The sequence below is a fragment of the Streptomyces sp. NPDC001415 genome (assembly GCF_053597395.1).
Genome location: NZ_JBSFIE010000058.1, coordinates 4,979 through 24,978, shown reverse-complemented (window position 1 = coordinate 24,978; position 20,000 = coordinate 4,979). Strand labels below are relative to the sequence as shown.

At 70.8% G+C, this 20,000-nt stretch carries 20 protein-coding genes and 6 tRNA genes; 10 read left to right on the top strand and 16 right to left on the bottom strand.

Annotation, left to right across the window (positions count from 1 at the left end):
• Positions 1-50: 50 nt before the first annotated feature.
• The 3 genes from ACWC2B_RS36905 to pgsA are packed head-to-tail and all read right to left on the bottom strand — an operon-like array spanning position 51 to position 2,757.
• Positions 51-1,211 (bottom strand): glycosyltransferase family 4 protein, encoded by a 1,161-nt coding sequence (locus ACWC2B_RS36905; protein ID WP_450724530.1) that lies wholly within the window; start codon positions 1,209-1,211, stop codon positions 51-53.
• Positions 1,208-2,104 (bottom strand): phosphatidylinositol mannoside acyltransferase, encoded by an 897-nt coding sequence (locus tag ACWC2B_RS36900; protein WP_450724528.1) that lies wholly within the window; start codon positions 2,102-2,104, stop codon positions 1,208-1,210. The genes ACWC2B_RS36905 and ACWC2B_RS36900 overlap by 4 nt, the downstream gene beginning before the upstream one ends.
• Complete coding sequence (pgsA, locus tag ACWC2B_RS36895; protein ID WP_450724526.1) at positions 2,101-2,757, bottom strand: phosphatidylinositol phosphate synthase; 657 nt, start codon at positions 2,755-2,757, stop codon at positions 2,101-2,103. The genes ACWC2B_RS36900 and pgsA overlap by 4 nt, the downstream gene beginning before the upstream one ends.
• A 272-nt stretch (positions 2,758-3,029) precedes the next feature.
• Here pgsA and ACWC2B_RS36890 point away from each other — a divergent pair, with 272 nt between their 5' ends.
• Together ACWC2B_RS36890 and ACWC2B_RS36885 are read left to right on the top strand one after the other, a co-directional pair.
• A complete protein-coding gene (locus ACWC2B_RS36890; RefSeq protein WP_450724524.1) occupies positions 3,030-5,228 on the top strand; it encodes an elongation factor G-like protein EF-G2 in 2,199 nt (732 codons plus the stop codon).
• A gap of 164 nt (positions 5,229-5,392) precedes the next feature.
• A complete protein-coding gene (locus ACWC2B_RS36885) occupies positions 5,393-7,066 on the top strand; it encodes a hypothetical protein (RefSeq protein WP_450724522.1) in 1,674 nt (557 codons plus the stop codon).
• A 3-nt stretch (positions 7,067-7,069) separates the two neighbouring features.
• Here ACWC2B_RS36885 and ACWC2B_RS36880 read toward each other — a convergent pair whose 3' ends face one another.
• The 4 genes from ACWC2B_RS36880 to ACWC2B_RS36865 all read right to left on the bottom strand — a co-directional run bounded on the left by ACWC2B_RS36880 (position 7,070) and on the right by ACWC2B_RS36865 (position 11,600).
• The gene (locus ACWC2B_RS36880) at positions 7,070-7,627 is read right to left on the bottom strand and encodes an HIT family protein (RefSeq protein ID WP_450724520.1); all 558 of its coding nucleotides are present in this window, start codon (positions 7,625-7,627) and stop codon (positions 7,070-7,072) included.
• Positions 7,628-7,733: 106 nt separating this feature from the next.
• Positions 7,734-9,716, bottom strand: a complete 1,983-nt coding sequence (gene thrS, locus ACWC2B_RS36875) for a threonine--tRNA ligase (RefSeq protein WP_450724518.1) — start codon at positions 9,714-9,716, stop codon at positions 7,734-7,736.
• A gap of 112 nt (positions 9,717-9,828) precedes the next feature.
• Entirely contained in the window at positions 9,829-11,022 is a 1,194-nt protein-coding gene (locus ACWC2B_RS36870) for a hypothetical protein (RefSeq protein ID WP_450724516.1), read from the bottom strand.
• Positions 11,022-11,600 carry a DUF4365 domain-containing protein gene (locus tag ACWC2B_RS36865; RefSeq protein WP_450724514.1) on the bottom strand — a complete coding sequence of 193 codons (579 nt, stop codon included), beginning with the start codon at positions 11,598-11,600 and terminating at the stop codon, positions 11,022-11,024. The genes ACWC2B_RS36870 and ACWC2B_RS36865 overlap by 1 nt, the downstream gene beginning before the upstream one ends.
• Positions 11,601-11,791: 191 nt before the next feature.
• Here ACWC2B_RS36865 and ACWC2B_RS36860 point away from each other — a divergent pair, with 191 nt between their 5' ends.
• Positions 11,792-12,517 carry an exonuclease domain-containing protein gene (locus tag ACWC2B_RS36860; RefSeq protein WP_450724512.1) on the top strand — a complete coding sequence of 242 codons (726 nt, stop codon included), beginning with the start codon at positions 11,792-11,794 and terminating at the stop codon, positions 12,515-12,517.
• Positions 12,518-12,568: 51 nt separating this feature from the next.
• Here ACWC2B_RS36860 and ACWC2B_RS36855 read toward each other — a convergent pair.
• The 4 genes from ACWC2B_RS36855 to ACWC2B_RS36840 form a co-directional block, all read right to left on the bottom strand.
• A tRNA-Val gene (locus ACWC2B_RS36855) sits at positions 12,569-12,640 on the bottom strand.
• Between the two features lie 73 nt (positions 12,641-12,713).
• The gene (locus ACWC2B_RS36850) at positions 12,714-13,190 is read right to left on the bottom strand and encodes an SRPBCC family protein (RefSeq protein WP_450724510.1); all 477 of its coding nucleotides are present in this window, start codon (positions 13,188-13,190) and stop codon (positions 12,714-12,716) included.
• An 81-nt stretch (positions 13,191-13,271) separates the two neighbouring features.
• Positions 13,272-13,343: transfer RNA gene (locus tag ACWC2B_RS36845), tRNA-Val, on the bottom strand.
• 52 nt (positions 13,344-13,395) lie between these two features.
• Positions 13,396-13,797 (bottom strand): TIGR02611 family protein, encoded by a 402-nt coding sequence (locus ACWC2B_RS36840; RefSeq protein ID WP_450724508.1) that lies wholly within the window; start codon positions 13,795-13,797, stop codon positions 13,396-13,398.
• A gap of 199 nt (positions 13,798-13,996) precedes the next feature.
• On the opposite strand from ACWC2B_RS36840, the gene ACWC2B_RS36835 reads away from it, so the two are divergent.
• Both ACWC2B_RS36835 and ACWC2B_RS36830 read left to right on the top strand, forming a co-directional pair.
• Entirely contained in the window at positions 13,997-14,413 is a 417-nt protein-coding gene (locus ACWC2B_RS36835) for an SsgA family sporulation/cell division regulator (protein ID WP_053723613.1), read from the top strand.
• Positions 14,414-14,608: 195 nt separating this feature from the next.
• Positions 14,609-15,166 carry a CGNR zinc finger domain-containing protein gene (locus ACWC2B_RS36830; RefSeq protein ID WP_450724506.1) on the top strand — a complete coding sequence of 186 codons (558 nt, stop codon included), beginning with the start codon at positions 14,609-14,611 and terminating at the stop codon, positions 15,164-15,166.
• A 46-nt stretch (positions 15,167-15,212) separates the two neighbouring features.
• Here the strand turns inward: ACWC2B_RS36830 and ACWC2B_RS36825 are convergent, their stop codons facing one another.
• On the bottom strand, positions 15,213-15,386 hold the full coding sequence (locus ACWC2B_RS36825) for a hypothetical protein (RefSeq protein ID WP_344376026.1): 174 nt from the start codon (positions 15,384-15,386) through the stop codon (positions 15,213-15,215).
• A gap of 154 nt (positions 15,387-15,540) precedes the next feature.
• Positions 15,541-15,987 carry a hypothetical protein gene (locus ACWC2B_RS36820; protein WP_450724504.1) on the bottom strand — a complete coding sequence of 149 codons (447 nt, stop codon included), beginning with the start codon at positions 15,985-15,987 and terminating at the stop codon, positions 15,541-15,543.
• 141 nt (positions 15,988-16,128) lie between these two features.
• Between ACWC2B_RS36820 and ACWC2B_RS36815 the strand changes: the two genes are divergently transcribed.
• Positions 16,129-16,647 (top strand): DsbA family protein, encoded by a 519-nt coding sequence (locus ACWC2B_RS36815; protein WP_450724502.1) that lies wholly within the window; start codon positions 16,129-16,131, stop codon positions 16,645-16,647.
• Between the two features lie 9 nt (positions 16,648-16,656).
• Here the strand turns inward: ACWC2B_RS36815 and ACWC2B_RS36810 are convergent, their stop codons facing one another.
• Genes ACWC2B_RS36810 through ACWC2B_RS36800 form a run of 3 tightly spaced genes read right to left on the bottom strand, consistent with a single transcriptional unit; the run spans position 16,657 to position 19,409 of the window.
• Positions 16,657-17,490, bottom strand: coding sequence for a GNAT family N-acetyltransferase (locus ACWC2B_RS36810; RefSeq protein WP_450724500.1), 834 nt, complete (start codon positions 17,488-17,490; stop codon positions 16,657-16,659).
• A gap of 41 nt (positions 17,491-17,531) precedes the next feature.
• Complete coding sequence (locus tag ACWC2B_RS36805; protein ID WP_450724498.1) at positions 17,532-18,353, bottom strand: aminotransferase class IV; 822 nt, start codon at positions 18,351-18,353, stop codon at positions 17,532-17,534.
• Positions 18,354-19,409 carry a chorismate-binding protein gene (locus tag ACWC2B_RS36800; protein WP_450724496.1) on the bottom strand — a complete coding sequence of 352 codons (1,056 nt, stop codon included), beginning with the start codon at positions 19,407-19,409 and terminating at the stop codon, positions 18,354-18,356.
• Positions 19,410-19,599: 190 nt separating this feature from the next.
• Between ACWC2B_RS36800 and ACWC2B_RS36795 the strand changes: the two genes are divergently transcribed.
• From ACWC2B_RS36795 to ACWC2B_RS36780, 4 genes are all read left to right on the top strand, one after another.
• Positions 19,600-19,672 (top strand) — tRNA-Gly (locus ACWC2B_RS36795).
• Positions 19,673-19,710: 38 nt separating this feature from the next.
• Positions 19,711-19,784 (top strand) — tRNA-Cys (locus ACWC2B_RS36790).
• 1 nt (position 19,785) lies between these two features.
• Positions 19,786-19,857: transfer RNA gene (locus ACWC2B_RS36785), tRNA-Val, on the top strand.
• Positions 19,858-19,903: 46 nt separating this feature from the next.
• Positions 19,904-19,975, top strand: a tRNA-Val gene (locus tag ACWC2B_RS36780).
• The last annotated feature ends 25 nt before the right edge of the window (positions 19,976-20,000 follow it).

Here is a 20,000-nt window from a genome sequence, read left to right as displayed (position 1 = left end):
GCCTGTGTCTCAACCCCGCGCGGGCCCGGGCGGGGTTGAGACACAGGCTCTCAGTCCCTGGCCAGCCCGAACCGCGCCCGGAATCCGGTGCGTTCGTCCGTGGCCACCGCCGCCGCCCCGTGCGTCACCGTCTCGTACACCGCGAGGATGTCCGCGCCGACCGTCGCCCAGTCGAAGCGCCGCACATGCGCCGAGCCGCGTTCGCTCAGGCCCGCGCGGCGAGCCGGGTCGGCGAGCAGGCGTACGGCCGCCGAGGCCAGCGCGTCCGCGTCCTCGTTGGCGAACAGGTCGCCCGCCGCGCCCTGGTCCAGGACCTGTGCGAAGGCGTCCAGGTCGCTGGCGAGGACCGGGGCGCCCGCCGACAGCGCCTCGACCAGGATGATCCCGAAGCTCTCGCCTCCGGTGTTGGGGGCGACGTACACGTCCACGCTGCGCAGCAGCCGCGCCTTGTCCTCGTCGCTCACCATGCCCAGGAACTCGACCCGGGAGCGCATCTCGGGCGGCAGGGACGCCACCGCCTCCTCCTCGTCGCCCCGGCCCGCGACGAGCAGCCGGGTCTCCGGGCGCTCCGCCAGGATCTTGGGGAACGCCTTCATGAGGACCGGCAGGCCCTTGCGGGGCTCGTCGATGCGCCCTATGAAGCCGAGGGTCTGCCCCTGCCACTCCTCCTTGGGCTCGGCCTTCGCGAAGAAGTCGACGTCGACGCCGTTGGGGATCACCACCGCGTCGCCGCCGAGGTGTTCGACCAGGGTGCGCCGCGCGTACTCGCTGACCGCGATGCGCGCGCTGATCTTCTCCAGGGCGGGCTGCAGGATCGGGTACGCCGCGATCATCGCGCGGGAGCGGGGGTTGGAGGTGTGGAAGGTCGCCACGATGGGGCCCTGCGCCGCCCAGCACGAGAGCAGCCCGAGCGAGGGCGAGGCCGGCTCGTGGATGTGGATGACGTCGAAGGTGCCGTCGTGCAGCCAGCGCCGCACGCGCGCGGCCGACAGGAACCCGAAGTTGAGCCGCGCCACCGAGCCGTTGTACGGGACCGGGACGGCCCGGCCCGCCGAGACGACGTAGGGCGGCAGCGGGGTCTCGTCGTCGGCGGGGGCGAGGACCGAGACCTCGTGGCCGAGGCGGATGAGGTGCTCGGCGAGGTCCCTGATGTGGAACTGGACGCCGCCGGGGACGTCCCACGAGTACGGGCAGACGATGCCGATCTTCACGGCCGTCGCTCCTCAAGGTCGGCGAGCCACAGCCGTTGCAGCATGTGCCAGTCCTCCGGGTGATCGGCGATTCCGGTGGCGAAGGCATCGGCCAGCGCCTGCGTCATCGAGGATGTCTTCGAAGCCCGGTCACCTGCCTCGGGCACCTCGACGGGCGGGTGCACCCGGCCCTTCATGATGGGTGAGTCGTCGTACCAGAGCGTCACCGGAAGGAGCAGCGCGCCGGTCTGCTGGGCCAGCAGGGCCGGCCCCGCGGGCATCCGGGTCGCCTCGCCGAAGAACTTGACCTCGACGCCGGACGCCGACAGGTCGCGGTCGGCGACCAGGCAGACCAGGCCGCCCGCGCGCAGCCGCCGGGCCAGCGTGCCGAAGGCGGCGCCGCCGACGTGGGGCAGGACCTCCATGCCGAGGCCCTCGCGGTAGGCGACGAAGCGGTCGTACAGCGTCTCGGGCTTGAGGCGCTCGGCGACCGTGGTGAAGGGGGTGTCCAGCTTGGTGGTCACCCAGGCGCCCGCGAGGTCGTAGTTGCCCATGTGCGGCAGGGCGAGGACGACGCCCCGCCCGGAGGCGAGGCCCTCTGTCAAATAGTGGACGTCCTCCGGAACGAAGCCGTTCTTCATCCGCTCCTTGCTCCACGCGGGCAGCCGGAAGGACTCCATCCAGTACCGCATGTAGGAGCGCATGCCGGCCTGCGAGAGGGCCGCGAGCCGCTCCGGGGTGGCGTCGGGGACGACCCGCGCCAGGTTGGACTCCAGGCGCAGCACGCTCTTGCCGCGCCGCTTCCACACCTGGTCGGCGATGCGCCGGCCGAGCCCGTTCGCGACGGGTTCCGGCAGCTTTTTGACGGTGGCCCAGCCAAGTCCGTACAGCGCGTCGGTCAGCCTGTCCTTCATGCGCCCGCCTCACTGGCCGCCTGCGCGTCGGCCTCGGCGGACTCCCGGCGGACCGTCACCACGCGCTGGATCAGCGTGACGAGGCTGCCGACGGCGACGATCCACAGCGCGATGGGGAGCAGCACCTGGATGCCCGGCACGCCGAACGTGTGCAGTCCGGCCAGGCCCGCGGCCACCAGCGAGATCACGAGCCGCTCGGCGCGCTCCACCAGGCCGTTGACCGCGACGGGCAGCCCGATCGCCTCGCCGCGCGCCTTGGTGTACGAGACCACCTGGCCGCTGGCCAGGCAGAAGATGGCCACCGCGCACAGCGCGTTGTCGTCGCCCCGCCCGGCGTACCAGAGGGCGAAGCCGCCGAAGATCGCGCCGTCCGCGACCCGGTCGAGCGTCGAGTCGAGGAAGGCGCCCCAGCGGCTGGAGATCCCGGCCTGGCGGGCCATGTTGCCGTCGACCAGGTCGGAGAAGACGAAGAGGGTGATGACGATCGTGCCCCAGAAGAACTCTCCACGGGGGAAGAAGACCAGCGCACCCGCCATCACTCCGGCCGTACCGATGAGGGTCACCGCGTCGGGGCTGACTCCGCGGCGGAGCAGAAATGCGGCGAACGGCGTGAGGACACGCGTGAAGAATGCACGCGCGTACTTGTTCAGCATGGCCTTCCCGAGGGGTCGGTGTGGCCGCGCGGCCCCTGCTGGCCACCGGCCGACCCATCGTAGCCACGACTGCGGGGCCGCACCGCCGGGCACCCGCCGGGTGACCGGCGGGCCACTGTCCGCGTGCGGTCCCGTACGACGTATGGACGCACAGTGACCGGAGTGGAAAGCTCGAATTACCGCGGGCGTCGCAGATGCCGCCTCCGCACGCGGAGTCCGCGTGTCCGCGCCCCCTCACCACCTCACCGCGCACGAAACCGGGAGGAACGGACATGGGCGACAAGGCAAACGCACACCCCGGGGCCGCCGGCAGGGCTACAGCGGCCGACCACCCCTCATCCGTACGGAACGTGGTGCTGGTCGGCCACAGCGGATCCGGGAAGACCACCTTGGTGGAAGCGCTCGCGCTGGCGGCCGGGGCCGTCAACCGCGCGGGCCGGGTCGAGGACGGCGGGACCGTCTCCGACTACGACGAGATCGAGCACCGGCAGCAGCGCTCCGTACAGCTGTCGCTGGTTCCGGTCGAATGGGGTGGTTTCAAGATCAATATCTTGGACACCCCCGGATACGCCGACTTCGTCGGGGAACTCAGGGCCGGTCTGCGAGCGGCGGACGCGGCCCTTTTCGTCGTCTCGGCGGCGGACGGCGTGGACGGCTCGACCCGGATGGTCTGGGACGAGTGCGCGGCCGTCGGGATGCCGCGCGCGATCGTGGTCACGCACCTGGAGGCGGCCCGCGCCGACTTCGACGCGATGACCGGGATCTGCGCCGAGGCCTTCGGCGGCGACGACCCCGACGCGGTGCTCCCGCTGTACCTCCCGGTGCACGGCGCGGCGGGCCCGGACGGGCACGCGCCGGTGACGGGCCTGGCCGGGCTGCTCTCGCGGCGGGTCTTCGACTACGAGTCCGGCGAGCGCAAGGAGACCCAGCCGGACGCGGACCAGCTCCCGCTGATCGAGGAGGCCCGCAATCGGCTCATCGAGGGGATCATCGCGGAGAGCGAGGACGAGACCCTCATGGACCGCTACCTCGGCGGCGAGGACATCGATTTCAAGACGTTGGTGGCGGACCTGGAACGGGCGGTGGCGCGCGGCACCTTCCACCCGGTCCTGGCCGCGGCGCCGGCCGCCGAGGGCGCCAAACAGGGCCTCGGCACGATCGAGCTCCTCGAACTCGTCACCGGCGGCTTCCCCTCCCCTCTGGAGCGGGCGGCGCCGGAGATCACGACCCCGCAGGGCAGGCCGCGTCCGACGCCCTCGTGCTCGGTGGAGGGCCCGCTGGTCGCCGAGGTGATCAAGACCTCGTCCGACCCGTACGTGGGCCGGATCAGCCTGGTGCGGGTCTTCTCCGGCACCCTGCGCCCCGACGAGACGGTGCACGTGTCCGGCCACGGCATGGAGGACCGCGGCCACGAGGACCACGACGTCGACGAGCGGATCGGCGCGCTGTCCTCACCGTTCGGCAAGCAGCAGCGCACGCTCACCAAGTGCGTCGCGGGCGACCTCGCGTGCGTGGCGAAGCTGTCCCGGGCCGAGACCGGCGACACCCTGTCCAGCAAGGACGATCCGCTCCTGATGGCGCCCTGGGACATGCCCGACCCGCTTCTCCCGCTGGCCATCGAGGCGCACAGCAAGGCCGACGAGGACAAACTCTCGCAGGGTCTCTCGCGCCTTGTCGCCGAGGACCCCACGATGCGTCTCGAACAGAACCCGCACACCCACCAGCTCGTCCTGTGGTGCCTGGGCGAGGCCCACAAGGAGGTCGCCCTGGAGCGGCTGCGCAGCAGGTACGGCGTCCAGGTCGACGTCGTACCGCACAAGGTGTCGCTGCGCGAGACCTTCGGCGCGAAGGCGGCGGGGCGCGGCCGGCACGTCAAACAGTCCGGCGGGCACGGCCAGTTCGCGATCTGCGAGATCGACGTGGAGCCGCTGCCACCGGGCAGCGGCATCGAGTTCGTGGACAAGGTGGTCGGCGGCTCGGTCCCGCGCCAGTTCATCCCGTCCGTCGAGAAGGGCGTACGGGCCCAGGCGGCGAAGGGCGTGGCCGCGGGATATCCGCTGGTCGACGTGCGCGTCACGCTCCTGGACGGCAAGGCGCACTCGGTGGACTCCTCCGACGCGGCGTTCCAGACCGCGGGCGCGCTCGCGCTGCGGGAGGCGGCTGCCGAGGCCCGCATCCATCTGCTCGAACCGGTCGCCGAGGTCCAGGTCCTGGTCTCCGACGACTACGTGGGCCCGGTGATGAGCGACCTGTCCGGGCGGCGCGGCCGGGTGGTCGGCACCGAACAGGCGGGCCCGGGCCGGACGCTGGTGCGCGCCGAGATCCCGGAGATCGAGATCGGCCGGTACGCGCTCGACCTGAGGTCCCTCTCCCACGGCACCGGACGGTTCAGCCGCAACTACGCGCGGCACGAGCCGATGCCGCCCCAGCTCGCCGACAAAATTCGCGAACAGGCAGAAGAAGGGCGGTAGTTGACAGGTCATCAGAATGCCGCCCATCGCAATCTCCTTGCGGTGGGCGGCATTCCGATGTCCCCTGACGGGCAGGCTGTGACCCCGATACGCTGTGGTCGCAGCTCAGCAGGTGTGCGGGGCGCGGCGGTCGGGAACGGGTCGCAGAGCGACGGTGTGCGGCGATGGGGGCGGCAGTGACGACGGAAGAGCCATTCTTCGACTTCTTGCCCAGGCCACAGGTGCCGCTTCAGGGGTCGGCGGGACAGACGGCCGCGACCCAGGCGCTCGCCTCGGCGGCGTACCGGGACAGCCCGGTCGAGGACATACTCAAGGCCAACAGCGAGTGGCACGAGTCCGAGGTGAAGAAGGGCAAGCTGTCGCTCTTCGAACCCAACCTCGGCGAGGCGTTCTCGCGCGCCGTGCAGTCCCGGATGCTCGGCGCCACCCGCAAGGGCATTATCCAGTCCTTCGGCACCGAGCCGGGGACCATCGTCGAGCACTGCCTGGCCTCGATCCGCATCCGCAAGGAGCGGGACACCAGACTCACCCTGGTCATGGTCGTGTTCGGGCTGCTCTTCCTGCCCGGGCTGCTGCTGTGGCTCGGCATCTTCCAGCTGCGCCGCACGCTGGCCGGGGCCAAGGACCGGAGGGCCGGCGCGCTCGGCAGCATCCTGCTCGCGGCGGCGGGGATCCTCGCCGTGATCTTCCTGGTCAAGCTGCCCTTCCACGGATTTCTCGCGCTGTACCTGCGCGCGATGATCGTGGCCCCGATCGTCGGCTGGTACTGGGCGAAGGTCATCTGCGAGAAGACCGCGCGGGACCTGCGCTCACGCTGGGACAGCCTGCTGGGCGGCGGCGGCATCGGCGCCAAGATCCCCGAGGCGGTGCCCAAGAGCTCGGCGGCGGGCTCCGCGGAACAGTTGCGCCAGTCCCTGGTCAAGCTGGCCGCCGAGGACCAGAGCAACATCGTCTTCTACGCGGGGCCCAAGGGAATACTGGGCATGGGCACCCGCTGGGGCAGCTGGCAGCTCGCGGAGGAACTGGAGCCCAAGGAAGCCGGCAAGGAGATCCACGGCTTTCGCAGCTGGGACGTCATACGGGCCATCCAGGACCGTCTCCAGCTCCTGGAGCGCGGCCCCCTGCACACCGGCGGCTTCCCCACCCCGTCCATCAAGAACTGGGTGGTCTCGCCGATCGGAGAGGGCGCCAAGGAGGTGTCACGGCCCAGCGGCCAGGACATCGACAACTTCCAGGTGCGCGCCCACGAGATCCAGCGGATCTGCAACGAGCAGCAGTTCTCCAGCGGCAACCGGCACTACCTCGGCGTCCAGTTCACGCTCTGGGACGGCCAGTTGGTCATCACCATGATGGTCACCGTCACCGTGCTGCACGAGACGCTGCGGATCGAGGTGACCGGGCACGCGCTCGGCCCGGTGCACGCCCTGTTCACCACCAAGCCCGCGCCCAAGACCAAGGAGGTCGACAAGACCTTCAGGTTCTGGGAGAAGAAGACGATCGCGCTCCCCCTGGTCGACGCCACCGAGGTGGTGCGCCTGGCCGCGCGGGCTCCGCTGACCTGGTACCCGCCGCTGCTCGACTACCTGGGCGGCAAGATAGCGCTGCCCGAGCCGTTCGGCCTTCGGCACGCCTGGGCCGACAAGCCCTGGCGCCACCGCTTCATGGCCGACGACGCGATGCGGGCCGCCACCCCCGTGCTGCGGGTGGTGCACTCCGCGGCGATGAAGGTGCTCGACGAGCACGGGGTGAACACCGACCGCTTCACCAACCGCTCGATGATCCTCAGCGGCATGGTCCAGGACCCGGCGCCGCGGAAGGCGGACCTGTACGACGCGTAGGCGTCACACCGGCCAGGCGTCGGCCAGCATCTTGCGGGTGTCCGCGAGGAGTTGGGGCAGCACCTTGGTGTGGCCGACGACCGGCATGAAGTTGGTGTCGCCGCCCCAGCGCGGCACGATGTGCTGGTGCAGATGGGCGGCGATCCCGGCACCGGCGACCGTGCCCTGGTTCATCCCGATGTTGAACCCGTGCGCGCCCGACGCGGTGCGCAGCGCGACCATCGCCTGCTTGGTGAGGCCGGCGAGCTCAAGCGTCTCGGCCCCGTCCAGCTCCGTGTAGTCGGCGACGTGACGGTAGGGCACCACCATGAGGTGCCCGCCGTTGTACGGGTACAGGTTGAGCACCGCGTACACGTGCTCACCGCGCTTGATGATCAGCCCGTCCTCGTCCGACTTCGCCGGGATCGAGCAGAACGGACACCCATCGCCGGAGCCCGGCCCCGTCGGCTTGTTCTCGCCCTGGATGTACGCCATCCGGTGGGGCGTCCACAGGCGCTGGAACGCGTCCTGGACACCGACCCCGATCTGCTGTTCCGGCTCACTCGTCATGGTGTGCAGCATATGACTTCGCCGCTTCGGAGCGACGCCCGGGTTGGCGGTGGCAGAACGCGTGAGGGCCCCCGGGAAGGCGAGCTTCCCGGGGGCCCTCACGGCGTACGACAGGACGTCAGACCTGGGCCCGCTCCGCCACGACCTTCTCGATCTTCGCGATCGCCTCGTCACGCGGAATGCCGTTCTCCTGCGAGCCGTCGCGGTAGCGGAAGGAGACGGTGCCCGCGTTCATGTCGTCGTCGCCGACGATGATCATGAATGGAACCTTCTGCTTCTGCTGGTTGCGGATCTTCTTCTGCATCCGGTCCGAGGAGGCGTCCACCTCGACCCGCAGCCCCTTCTTCCTCGCCTCGGCGGCGAACTCCTGGAGGTAGGGGATGTGGGCGTCACCGATCGGGATGCCGACCGCCTGGACGGGCGCGAGCCATGCCGGGAACGCGCCCGCGTAGTGCTCCAGAAGCACGGCGAAGAAGCGCTCGATGGAGCCGAACAGGGCGCGGTGGATCATGACCGGCTGCTGCTTCGAGCCGTCGGTCGAGGTGTACTCCAGGCCGAACCGCTCGGGCTGGTTGAAGTCGACCTGGATGGTCGACATCTGCCAGGACCGCCCGATCGCGTCCTTGGCCTGCACCGAGATCTTCGGCCCGTAGAACGCCGCGCCACCCGGGTCCGGGACCAGCGGAAGACCCTGCTTCTCGGCCGCCAGGCGCAGCGCCTCGGTGGCCTCCTCCCAGGCCTCGTCGGAGCCGATGAACTTGTCCGACTCCGGGTCGCGGGTGGACAGCTCCAGCTCGAAGTCGTCCAGGCCGTAGTCGCGCAGCAGGTCGAGCACGAAGGTCAGGAGCGAGTCGAGCTCCTGCGGCATCTGCTCCTTGGTGCAGTAGATGTGCGAGTCGTCCTGGGTGAAGCCGCGCGCGCGGGTCAGACCGTGCACCACGCCGGACTTCTCGTACCGGTACACCGTGCCGAACTCGAACAGCCGCAGCGGCAGTTCACGGTAGGAGCGGCCGCGCGCCTTGAAGATCAGGTTGTGCATCGGGCAGTTCATCGCCTTGAGGCGGTAGTTCTGCCCGTCGAACTCCACGGGCGGGAACATGCCGTCGCCGTAGTGCGGCAGGTGCCCCGAGGTGACGAAGAGCTCTTCCTTGGAGATGTGCGGGGTGTTCACGAACTCGTAGTCGGCGTCCTCGTGCTTCTTGCGCGAGTACGCCTCCATCTCCCGCCGGACGATGCCGCCCTTGGGGTGGAAGACGGCGAGGCCGGAGCCCAGCTCCTCCGGGATGGAGAACAGGTCGAGCTCGGCACCGAGCTTGCGGTGGTCGCGCTTCTCGGCCTCGGCGAGGAATTCGAGGTGCGCCTTGAGCTCGTCCTTGGTCGGCCAGGCGGTGCCGTAGATGCGCTGCAGCATCGGGTTCTTCTCGCTGCCGCGCCAGTACGCGCCGCCCGAGCGCATCAGCTTGAACGCCGGGATGTTGCGGGTGGTCGGCAGGTGCGGACCGCGGCACAGGTCCTTCCAGCACAGCTCGCCGGTCTTGGCGTCGAGGTTGTCGTAGATGGTCAGCTCGCCGGAGCCGACCTCCGCGTCCGCGCCGTCGGCGGCCTGTGCGGCGTTGCCCTTGAGCCCGATGAGCTCCAGCTTGTACGGCTCGTCGGCGAGCTCCTCGCGGGCGGCCTCATCGGTGGTGACGCGGCGGGAGAAGCGCTGGCCACGCTTCTGGATCTCCTGCATCTTCTTCTCGATGGCCTTGAGGTCCTCGGGCGTGAACGGCTTCTCGACGTCGAAGTCGTAGTAGAAGCCGTCGCGGACCGGCGGGCCGATGCCGAGCTTGGCCTCGGGGTGGAGCTCCTGCACGGCCTGGGCCATGACGTGCGCGGTCGAGTGGCGCAGGATGTTCAGGCCGTCCTCGGAGGAGATCTCGACGGGCTCGACCTCCTCGCCGTCCCGCACCTCGTACGCGAGGTCCTTCAGCTCGCCCGCCACGCGGGCCGCGACGATGGTGCGCTCACCGGCGAAGAGCTCGGCGGCCGTAGTGCCCGTCGTCACCACGCGCTCTTCCCGCTCGGAATCGCGTTGGATGATCACACGGACGTCTGACACCGGACTTCTCCTGCCGTAGGGGGTGCGCAGCGTGTCGCGTACGCGAGACGATCCTACCGAGCCGGTGGGGTACGCCGCGCAACGGATACGGAGGCCGCTCGGACCCGGGCTCTCAGTCGGCCGCCGGGTCCGCCTCCGCGCCGCAGGCCTCCTCGAAGAAGTCGAGGTTCTCCTGGAGGGACTTCATCAGGCGGTCCCGCTCGGCGTCGTCCACCTGCACCGGGGTCACCTCCCGGGCGGCGGAGAGCCGGCGGAATCCTCCCCTGCTCTCCAGGCGCCCCACGACCCGGATCGGCAGCCCGACCAGATGCGCGTGCCCGGCGATGCGGTACGCCTCCTCGTCCAGCTCCATGCGCACGTGCGGGACCTCCGCCCCGGCGAGCACCCTCAGCCGTACGACGCCGGAGCCGCGCGGTCCCGAGCGACGCAGCCGCACCACGGCGCCGGTGATCCGCACCGGCAGGGACGGCTCGTCGCTCAGGTAGCGGGCGCCGGCCGCGCGCAGGGCGGGCAGGTCGCCGGGCGAGAAGTCGACGGGTTCGGGCCGGGCCGCGCACCCGGCGGGCACCCCCGCCGCCGGTGCCCATTCGAGGGCGACACGTACGCCTTCGGTGCCGCGCACCAGGGCGACCAGGGATTCGGTCAGCTCTCTGCTGACGCCCGCGCGCACGGCCGCGTCGAAGGCCTCCATGCCGCCCGTGGTGCGCTGGTAGTCGACCGCGTCCCGTACCGCGTTGAGGGCCGCGTACAGCCGGACCACCGCGGGCCGCCCGGACGCCGCCGGCACGAACGCGGTGAGCCCGCCGCCCGGTCCGGGCTCGACGAGGACGCCTTCCAGCGAGGCGAGGGCCTGCCTGCGGTGGCGGGCGCCGTAGTACCCGGCCGGGCCGCGCACGGCGAGTGCGCCCGCGACCAGCATCCGATGGGCGGCGGCGCGCAGTTGTTCCTGCTCGCTCCAGGAGGCGACGCCGGCCGGCCCCTCGGGCACCTCGCGCCACCACCGCACCTCGTCGCTGGGCACCGCGAGCGAGACGAGCACCTCGCGTGCCGAGGGCGCCGCGCTGCGGGCGAGCGCGGTCAGCGCCTCGCCGAGCAGGTCCTCGCTGTCGGGGTAGGCCCGGCTCTCCGGTACGAGCAGACTCATGCCGGAGCCGATCACCCCGGGCGGCGTCCAGCGCGCGTAGCGCCCCGCCGCTCCCCCGCGCCGCCGCCAGCCGTGCCGCTGGAGCAGCACCCCGAGCACCGCAGGATCGACCTGGCCGGGCCCCGGCGCAATCCCGCCGAGCTCATCGTCGGACCAGCGCATCAGGGTCTCCCTCCCGCCCCGACCCGCGTCATGATCTCGCAGAGCGCGCGGTCGTCGAAGATCCGCGAGGTCGGTATTCGCACCGTGGTCCTGCGCCGGCCGGTCACCGGGTGCCCGGCCAGATTGGTCCAGTAGCAGCAGTGCCGCAGCGCCAGCCGGTCGTGGCCCGCGCGCAGCCACTCGTCCTGACTTCTCGGCACCAGCATCACGACCAGGATCTTGTGCACCGAGACGGGCGTGCGGGCCAGCTTCACCAGGTGGGTGTTGTCCAGCGTGAAGGAGAAGGCCCCGCCCGGCGGATGCGGCGGAATCTGGTACGTGCACTTGAGCTGCACCTTGATCGTCACTTCGTCGTCGACCGTGTGCCCGGGAGCGCTGTGGCTCACGTGCCAGTCGATCCCGTTGTCCGGAAAGGGCTGCGACAGCGAACACCCCGCTGCCGCCGCCACCGCGTGCAGGTGGCCCACCTGAAGGGTCTCCATGCAGGCGGTGGTGGCGAGCGAGCCGCGCAGCGGTGCGATCCGCTCGGGCAGCAGACCGTGCCCGGGCGCGGCCGGATCGGGCTGCGCGAGCGCCATGGCTGTCGTATGCCTTCCGGAACTGTGCCGAACTTTCCCCGTGACGGTTCGTCAAACTCCAGCCCCGTCACTTGTGTTGTCTCCGTACTCGGACCCCCGCAAACGGCGTATGTCGCAAACGGCCCGGGTATCACGGACTCGGGCAGGGGATGCACGCCATCTGCCGGGAGTGCGCGAGGAGTTGAGTAGACATGACGTGCTGGTACGAGGGTCCCCTGGCGGCGTTCGACACCGAGACCACCGGGGTGGACGTCGAGGGGGACCGGATAGTTTCGGCCGCGCTGGTGATCCAGGACGGCCCGGACGCCCGGCCGCGCCCCACGCGCTGGCTGGTCAACCCGGGCATACCCGTGCCGGCAGGTGCCACCGCGGTGCACGGTCTGACCGATGAACACCTCCAGCTGAACGGGCGCTGGCCGGCCCCCGTGATGGAGGAGATCGCGAGGTCGCTGGCCGAGCAGTGCGCGGCGGGCCGGCCACTGGTGATCATGAACGCGCCGTTCGATCTGACGCTGCTCGACCGGGAGTTGAAGCGCCACCGCGCGGCTTCCCTCTCCCAGTACCTGGGCCAGAACCCGCTGCGCGTCCTCGATCCCCGGGTCCTGGACAAGCACCTGGACCGCTACCGCAAGGGCCGCCGCACACTGACCGACCTGTGCGAGCACTACGGCGTGACGCTGGAGGGCGCACACGACGCGGCCGCCGACGCGCTGGCCGCCCTGGAGGTCGTACGGGCGGTGGGGCGCAGGTTCGCGTCCCGCCTGGAACGGCTGACGCCCACGGAGTTGCACACGCTCCAGGCGACCTGGCACGCGGCCCAGGCACGCGGCCTGCAGGCCTGGTTCACCCGGCAGGGCACCCCGGAACTGGTGGACACGGCGTGGCCGCTGCGGCCCGAACTCCCGGCGGCCGCCTGAGCGTCGACAGCAAAAAGGCCGGTCCGTCATGGACGGACCGGCCTTTCCCGGTGGGCGATACTGGGTTCGAACCAGTGACCTCTTCGGTGTGAACGAAGCGCTCTCCCACTGAGCTAATCGCCCGGGAACGCACTGAACAATACAGGCCCCCGGGCCCAGCTTTCAAACCGCCCACCCGTCACCCGGCCGCCGCCCCTCATCGACGCGCTCCGCGCGACTTCCCCTTTTCAAGAAGCCGGACGAGCCCCCGCCTTCCCGACCTCATCATCAGCGCGTGATTGGCCCGGAACGCCGGGCGGCCGGGCACCGCGAGCCGCCGCATGAGGGGCTTGCGCACCTCGACCTCCTGCTCGTACACGGCCCGCGTTCCGCCGTCGCGGGCGAACAGCGTCCAGCGCGCCCACCCTTCGAGGTCCCCGCCGAGCGTGACCTCCAGGACCCCTCCCGCCGGATCGCGCCGACTCTCGCGGGCGGTGACGAACAGGTCGTACGGGATGAGCGAGCGGAGCCGGGCGGTGGCGGTGCGCTCGTCGCACTCATCGAGGGGCGTCACCTCGCGGACCTCGCGCCACCAGCGCGGGTAGTCCTCGGCGCGCTCCAGGACGGCGTACACGGCGGCGGGCGGCGCGGGCAGGTCCCAGACGCTGCGGAAGCGGTAGCGGCACCAGTCCATGGCCCCAGTCTGCGGGAAGCGGGAGCGGGAAACGCCGACGGCCCCGGAGATCGAGATGATCTCCGGGGCCGTCGGTCCGGGTGGGCGATACTGGGTTCGAACCAGTGACCTCTTCGGTGTGAACGAAGCGCTCTCCCACTGAGCTAATCGCCCGGGCGCACCGCAAACATTACCGCATGTCAGCGGGGCCTTTGACCACGCGCGGTCACTCGTTGATCTTCCATGGCATCACGATGCCGAACTTCCACACGTAGACGCCGACGAGCACGGCGACGATCACGAGGCCGACCGCGGTCAGGGTGATGTTGCGGCGCCGCACCTTGGGGTCGAGCGCCTTCTGCGCGGCCTCCGAGACCTTCCGCCTGGTCCAGCGGAGCACGAGCTGGGCCCACACGAATTCGGTCGCCCAGATCGCCATGCCGCCGAAGATCACCAGCCAGCCGGGGCCCGGCAGCGGCAGCATCACGATGCCCGCGGCCACGACCGCGAGCCCCACCACGAAAACGCCGACCTGCCAGCTCAGATGCAGCGGCCTGGACGCCTTGATGAACGCCGGCGCCCGCGAGCCGAGGGCCGCGGCGGCCCGTTCGTCACTCCCCGTATCCATGTGTCCCAACCTACCGGACAGGTGTCTCGAAACGGGTTCACCGAAATGGACTAATGACGCAAAGTAATAGTCCGCCGTACGAGCTACGTGAACGCCTGCAAAACGGTCAGAGGGGTTTACAACGGCACCGTAGGTGGCATGTCGATTTCGCCGACGTGCGAATCCCCGAGCGCACACTGAGCGAAAGGCCCTGGCGCTTATGAACACCACGGTCAGCTGCGAGCTGCACCTGCGCCTCGTTGTGTCGAGCGAGTCCTCACTGCCTGTACCCGCGGGCCTGCGGTATGACACGGCCGATCCCTATGCCGTGCATGCCACCTTCCACACCGGAGCCGAGGAAACCGTCGAGTGGGTCTTCGCCCGCGATCTCCTCGCCGAGGGCCTGCACCGGCCCACCGGAACCGGCGACGTCAGAGTCTGGCCGTCACGCAGTCACGGCCAGGGCGTCGTCTGTATCGCCCTGAGCTCGCCGGAAGGAGAAGCCCTGCTCGAAGCCCCGGCGCGGGCCCTGGAGTCGTTCCTGAAACGGACCGACGCCGCGGTGCCGCCCGGCACCGAGCACCGTCACTTCGATCTCGACACGGAACTCTCGCACATCCTGGCCGAGAACAACTGAGGCCAGGCCGAGAGCCGCACGGCGCCGTCCGACTCGGGGCGACGGCGCCGCGCGGACAACCACATAACGGCAGTCATCGGCGCCGTCCTCCACGAAAGCCGTCGTGGGGGACGGCGCCGGTGCGCTGTTCGCGCGAGCCGCTAGAGTCGGCCAGCATCGACGGGCGCCCGCCCGCCGCAGGCCAGGGAGCGAATCGTGCTGATCCCTCACGACACCCGGATCGCCCTCGACATGGTGGTCGATCTGGTGAACACCGCGCCGGAGAGCGAGGCGGGCGACCGCCTCGCCGACGTGGACGCGCTGTACGGCTTCGTCCAGGACCACAGCGTGAGCGGCGTGGAGCGACTCTCCACCGGTGACCTCCTGGGCGTCCAGGCCGTCCGCAGCAGGTTCGCGGAGATCTTCGCGGCGCCCGACGCCCGCAGCGCCGCCGAGCTCGTCAACCAGCTGGTCGCCTCGGCCGGCACCACCCCGCAGCTGACCGATCACGACGGCTACGACTGGCACGTGCACTACTTCGCCCCCGGCGCCTCGGTGGCCGACCACCTGGCCGCCGACGGCGGCATGGCGCTCGCCTTCATCGTGGTCACCGGCGAGCAGGAACGTCTGCGCAGGTGTGAGGCGCCGGACTGCGGGCGGGCCTTCGTGGACCTCTCCCGCAACCGCTCCCGCCGCTACTGCGACAGCCGCACCTGCGGGAACCGCCTGCACGTGGCCGCGTACCGGGCCCGGCGCAAGGAGGCCGCCGGCTGAGGGCCGTCGGGCGCCTCAGCCAAAGGCCCTGAGACGCCACCGGCTCTCAGAGCAGAAAGAGATCATGCACGGCTGCCATGAGCAGCAGACAGCCGATCACCCCCAGAAAGATCATCAGGGGCGGCTGGGAGAGCGCGAAGAGACAGCCCCGCGCCTGCGGGTCTGGCGCGTTCGGCTTGTCGGTCGGTGCAGGGGTGGAGCCCTGGGAAGTGTCCAGCATCTCGGGGCGATGATGACCCAGCCGGACCGCATGGGTATACCAACACGCCCATAAGCAGCGGGAGTTCGCCCGATCTTGTAGCGCGAACCCGGCCCTGTGGCGCGCGGAGGCAGAGCCGCGCGCGGGCGCCGCGCCCCCGCGCGCCCGGGGAACGTCAGATGCCGTGCTTCTTCAGGATGGCCTCGATGTCGCTGAAGTCCTCGCTCGCGGCGGGCTTGGCCTGCGCCTTCGGCACGGGCTGGGCGGTCGGCGTGCGGCCCGCGCCGAGCGAGGGGGCGGACGCCGCGGGGGCCACCGCGTCGCGCTGCGCGGCGGCAGCGGCCTTGCGTTCCTTGCGGGTGCCGCCGCCGCGCCGCTCGATGGCCCGGGTGGTCATGAACAGCAGCCAGGCGACGCCGAGCAGCCCGAAGCCCAGCCACACGCTCGGCTTGAAGACGATGCCGGACACCCACTGCACGACGCCGGTCATGACGAGGCCGACGGGGACGAGCGAGTAGGCGGCGATGCGCGTAGCCGCGAGGAAGCGCTTGCGGTACGCCGTGACGGCAGCGATGCCCAGTCCGGCCGCGGAAACGGCGGAGCAGACGGTCTCGGCAAGCATCCGGTTCCTCCAGGCATGGGGGGTATGGCTTCTTCCATCCTGCACCGGAACCCGCCCGGCGGGCCACGGTCGGCCGCGACCTCAGGGAGATCTCGGGGGCAGGATCCTCCCCAGGTCCCGGTTGCTGGGAGACTGGACCCCATGAGCGACACCACCCCCTCCAACGCCGCGGGACCCGTCGTCCTCGACGTCTGGTGCGAGCTGCAGTGCCCCGACTGCCACAGCGCCCTCGACGACATCCGCGCCCTGCGCGCCCGCTACGGCGACCGCCTCGACATCCGGCTGCGGCACTTCCCGCTGGAGAAGCACAAGCACGCCTTCGCCGCGGCCCAGGCCGCCGAGGAGGCCTTCGAGCAGGGCCACGGCTGGCCGTACGTCGAAGCCGTGCTTGCCCGCACCGGGCGCCTCGCCGAGCAGGGCGAGGCCGCCCTCATCGAGGCGGCCGGCGAACTGGCCCTGGACACCGACGAGTTCGAGACCGCCCTCATCGACGGGCGGCACATCCTGATCGTCGACGCCGACCAGGCCGAGGGCAAGGCGATCGGCGTGAGCGGCACCCCGACGTACGTCATCGGCGACGAGCGGCTGGACGGCGGCAAGAGCCAGGAGGGGCTGCGCGAGCGCATCGAGGAGATCGCGGACCGGCTGCTCGCCGAGTAGCCGAGCAGTTCAGAGCAGGTGCTTGTAGAGGTTGTAGCTGGTGACCCGGTAGGCGAGGGACTCGTACAGGCGCAGCGCCGGGGTGTTATCCGCGAAGACGTGCAGGCCCAGCGTGTCCGTCCCGTCGGCCAGCGCCACGCGTTCCGCGAGCAGCATCAGCGAGCGGCCGTGGCCCCGGCCGCGGTGCTCCTCGGCGACCCCGACGTCGTAGACGTAGGCGCCCTCCCGGGGTGCCGAGCGCCGGGCCACCCAGATACTGCCGACCGGGCTCCCCCGGTCCTCAAGGACCAGGAAGTGCGCCCCGGCGGTGGCGACGCCGTCCGGCAGCAGGGCGCGGTGCTCCGCCGCGGACCTGTCCCGGGCCTCCGCCTCGGGCACGCCCCGCTCGATCCAGTCCCGCGCGTAGTTCTCCACTGCCTCGCGCAGCCAGTCCTCGAACTCGTCCGCGCGCATGGGCCGCCCGGCCACTGAGGCGGGCAACTCCGGTGCTGTGGGCGGGAGTTGCTTGACCATGTTCCGGCTGCGCTCCAGATAGCCGAGGGCACCGGCCATCCGCAGCGCCGCCTCGGCGTCGGCCGGGACCGAGAGGCGGACCTGGCCGCAGCCCCAGCCGCGCAGCACCTCCTCGGCGGCGAGGGCCGCGACGGTGCCTCGCCCCCGGCCCCGATCCGCCTCGTCGATCCGGAGCTCTTCGATCCGGCCCATACGGGGCCCGAACGAGGTGTCGGTGGCGATGCGGATCAGTCCGACGCGTCGGCTGTTCACACACACGTCGTACGTACGCGACTTGGCGCCGTCGGCGCCCTGCTGGAGCGGCTCGGTCGGCCGAATGGTGGTGGTCATCAAGGCCGTTGTACCTGCCCCGGCGCCGCCCGTCACCAGCTTTACGGGTCCAGATCCGATCCGGCCCGCTCGTCGAAGATCCGCATCGCCTTCGTCGTGACCGGACCGGGCGCGGCGCCCAACTGCCGCCCGTCGACGCGGCGTACGGCCTGTACGTCGCGCAGCGTGGAGGTCAGGAAGATCTCCTCGGCGCTCTCCAGGACGTCCATCGACAGCTCGGTCTCGTACGCGCCGGCCCATTCGACGGTCAGCGCGCGAGTGATCCCGCCGAGGCAGCCGGAGGCGAGCGGCGGGGTGTGCAGGCGCCCGTCGACGACCACGAAGACATTGGAGCCGGTGCCCTCGCAGAGCTGCCCCGCGGTGTTCGCGAAGAGGGCCTCGGACGCGCCCGCCCCGTGCGCCTTCGCGAGGGCGACGACGTTCTCGGCGTACGACGTGGTCTTCAGGCCGGCCACCGCGCTGTGCTCGTTGCGGGTCCACGGGACGGTGATCACCGCGGTGGTGTCGGGCCTGCGCGTGGTCTCGCCGAGCGCGACGACCAGGGTCGGGCCCGCGTCCCCCCGGTCGGAACCGAGCGGCGAGAGCCCGCCGGTGTAGGTGATCCGCAGCCGGCCGAGCGCCACGGGGTTCGCGTCCAGGACGGCCGCGCAGGCCCGCCGCACCTCGTCCAGGTCCGGGTCGGGCAGGCCGAGGCCGCGCGCCGAGCGGGTCAGCCGGTCGAGGTGGCGGGTGAGCGCGAAGGTGCTCCCGCCGGTCGCCTTCACCGTCTCGAAGACGCCGTCGCCCACGGTGAGCCCGTGGTCGAGTACGGACACCTGCGCGGCGTCGGCGTCCCGCAGTGCGCCGTTGACCCAGATCTGCATTTACGCGGTCCTTCCCCTGTGCCCGCTGTGGGCATACGCGCCCGACGCTACCGTCAGGAGGCGCGAGGCCTTCAGCTCGGTCTCCTCCCACTCCCGCTCGGGGTCCGAGCCCCAGGTGATGCCCGCCCCGGTGCCGAAGCGCAGCACGCCGTGCGGCCGGTCGATCCAGAAGGTACGTATGCCGACGGCGAGCTCGGCGGTGCCCCGGTCGGCGTCGACCCAGCCGATGCCGCCGCAGTAGGGGCCTCGGGGCGCGGTCTCCAGGGCGTCGATGATCCGCAGCGCGCTCGACTTGGGCGCCCCGGTGACCGAGCCCGGCGGGAACGTGGCGCCGAGCAGCTCCCGCCAGCCCGCGCCCTCGCGCAGTTCGCCGCGCACGGTGGAGACGAGGTGGACGAGGCCGGGGTGCTCCTCGACGGCGCACAGGGCGGGCACGGTCACCGATCCGGTGGCGCAGACCCGTCCCATGTCGTTGCGGACGAGGTCCACGATCATCACGTTCTCGGCGTGGTCCTTCTCCAGGAGGTCCGCCGCGGTCCGCCCGGTCCCCTTGATGGGCCCGGACTCCACGACCCGTCCGGTACGGCGCAGGAACAGTTCGGGCGAGGCGGTCGCGATCTCCACCCCGTGCGCGGGCAGCCGGATCGTTCCTGCGTAGGGCGCGGGGTTGCCGCGCGCGAGCAGCGCGGTGAGCGCGTCCACGTCGGCCGCCGCCGGGTCGGGCAGCGGCGCGGTCAGCACACGGCAGAGGTTCGCCTGGTAGACCTCGCCGGCCGCGATGTGCTCGCGGATGCGGCGTACTCCCGCCGTGTACTCGGCGCGGTCGAGAGAGGACGTCCAGTCGCCGGTGGCGGGGCCTTGCCAGGCGCCGGGTACGGGTTCGGGGACCGGCCGCGTGCGGACGTCCGCGAAGCGGGCGCAGACGAGGCGGCCCTCGAAGTCTGCGGAGACGGCCCAGAAGCCGGAGGAGTCGAGGGCCTCGGGGTCACTGGTGACATCACGCAGGTCCGAGGCGACGAGATGGCCGAAGCGGGCCAGAGGAGCGAGGTCGTGCACGGTTGTGAGTCTAGGGCCGGTGCAGGTGGGGTGCCCCTGAGTGACCCGGGGGCGAACATCCGCCCGGACCCGGCCGGGGTCCGGACCAGGCGCAACGCAGCACGCTGCACAAACGCGTTTTTGTACTGGCCCAGGAATCCGCTAGAGTTCAACACGTCGCCGGGACGCGCAAGCGAAACGGAAACGACAAGCGGACGTGGCTCAGTTGGTAGAGCATCACCTTGCCAAGGTGAGGGTCGCGAGTTCGAATCTCGTCGTCCGCTCGATGTGGGGGATCTTCCCGAACCCCATATGCACTCCTGGTGGAGTGGCCGAGAGGCGAGGCAACGGCCTGCAAAGCCGTCTACACGGGTTCAAATCCCGTCTCCACCTCCAAGCGCGATTAGCTCAGCGGGAGAGCGCTTCCCTGACACGGAAGAGGTCACTGGTTCAATCCCAGTATCGCGCACGCAGTAACACGAAGTAACCGGTCCCGTAGGGTTTGGGACCGTCCCGCGCGATTAGCTCAGCGGGAGAGCGCTTCCCTGACACGGAAGAGGTCACTGGTTCAATCCCAGTATCGCGCACGCAGTAACACGAAGTAACCGGTCC

Excerpts from the sequence above, each read along its gene's own strand:
- ACWC2B_RS36820 (WP_450724504.1), bottom strand. The coding sequence starts at position 15,987 with ATGCTTGCCGAGACCGTCTGCTCCGCCGTTTCCGCGGCCGGACTGGGC.
- ACWC2B_RS36815 (WP_450724502.1), top strand. The coding sequence starts at position 16,129 with ATGAGCGACACCACCCCCTCCAACGCCGCGGGACCCGTCGTCCTCGAC.
- ACWC2B_RS36840 (WP_450724508.1), bottom strand. The coding sequence starts at position 13,797 with ATGGATACGGGGAGTGACGAACGGGCCGCCGCGGCCCTCGGCTCGCGG.
- ACWC2B_RS36835 (WP_053723613.1), top strand. The coding sequence starts at position 13,997 with ATGAACACCACGGTCAGCTGCGAGCTGCACCTGCGCCTCGTTGTGTCG.
- ACWC2B_RS36870 (WP_450724516.1), bottom strand. The coding sequence starts at position 11,022 with ATGCGCTGGTCCGACGATGAGCTCGGCGGGATTGCGCCGGGGCCCGGC.
- ACWC2B_RS36850 (WP_450724510.1), bottom strand. The coding sequence starts at position 13,190 with ATGGACTGGTGCCGCTACCGCTTCCGCAGCGTCTGGGACCTGCCCGCG.
- ACWC2B_RS36860 (WP_450724512.1), top strand. The coding sequence starts at position 11,792 with ATGACGTGCTGGTACGAGGGTCCCCTGGCGGCGTTCGACACCGAGACC.
- ACWC2B_RS36805 (WP_450724498.1), bottom strand. The coding sequence starts at position 18,353 with ATGCAGATCTGGGTCAACGGCGCACTGCGGGACGCCGACGCCGCGCAG.
- ACWC2B_RS36825 (WP_344376026.1), bottom strand. The coding sequence starts at position 15,386 with ATGCTGGACACTTCCCAGGGCTCCACCCCTGCACCGACCGACAAGCCG.
- pgsA (WP_450724526.1), bottom strand. The coding sequence starts at position 2,757 with ATGCTGAACAAGTACGCGCGTGCATTCTTCACGCGTGTCCTCACGCCG.
- ACWC2B_RS36900 (WP_450724528.1), bottom strand. The coding sequence starts at position 2,104 with ATGAAGGACAGGCTGACCGACGCGCTGTACGGACTTGGCTGGGCCACC.
- ACWC2B_RS36890 (WP_450724524.1), top strand. The coding sequence starts at position 3,030 with ATGGGCGACAAGGCAAACGCACACCCCGGGGCCGCCGGCAGGGCTACA.
- ACWC2B_RS36880 (WP_450724520.1), bottom strand. The coding sequence starts at position 7,627 with ATGCTGCACACCATGACGAGTGAGCCGGAACAGCAGATCGGGGTCGGT.
- ACWC2B_RS36865 (WP_450724514.1), bottom strand. The coding sequence starts at position 11,600 with ATGGCGCTCGCGCAGCCCGATCCGGCCGCGCCCGGGCACGGTCTGCTG.
- ACWC2B_RS36810 (WP_450724500.1), bottom strand. The coding sequence starts at position 17,490 with ATGACCACCACCATTCGGCCGACCGAGCCGCTCCAGCAGGGCGCCGAC.
- ACWC2B_RS36885 (WP_450724522.1), top strand. The coding sequence starts at position 5,393 with ATGGGGGCGGCAGTGACGACGGAAGAGCCATTCTTCGACTTCTTGCCC.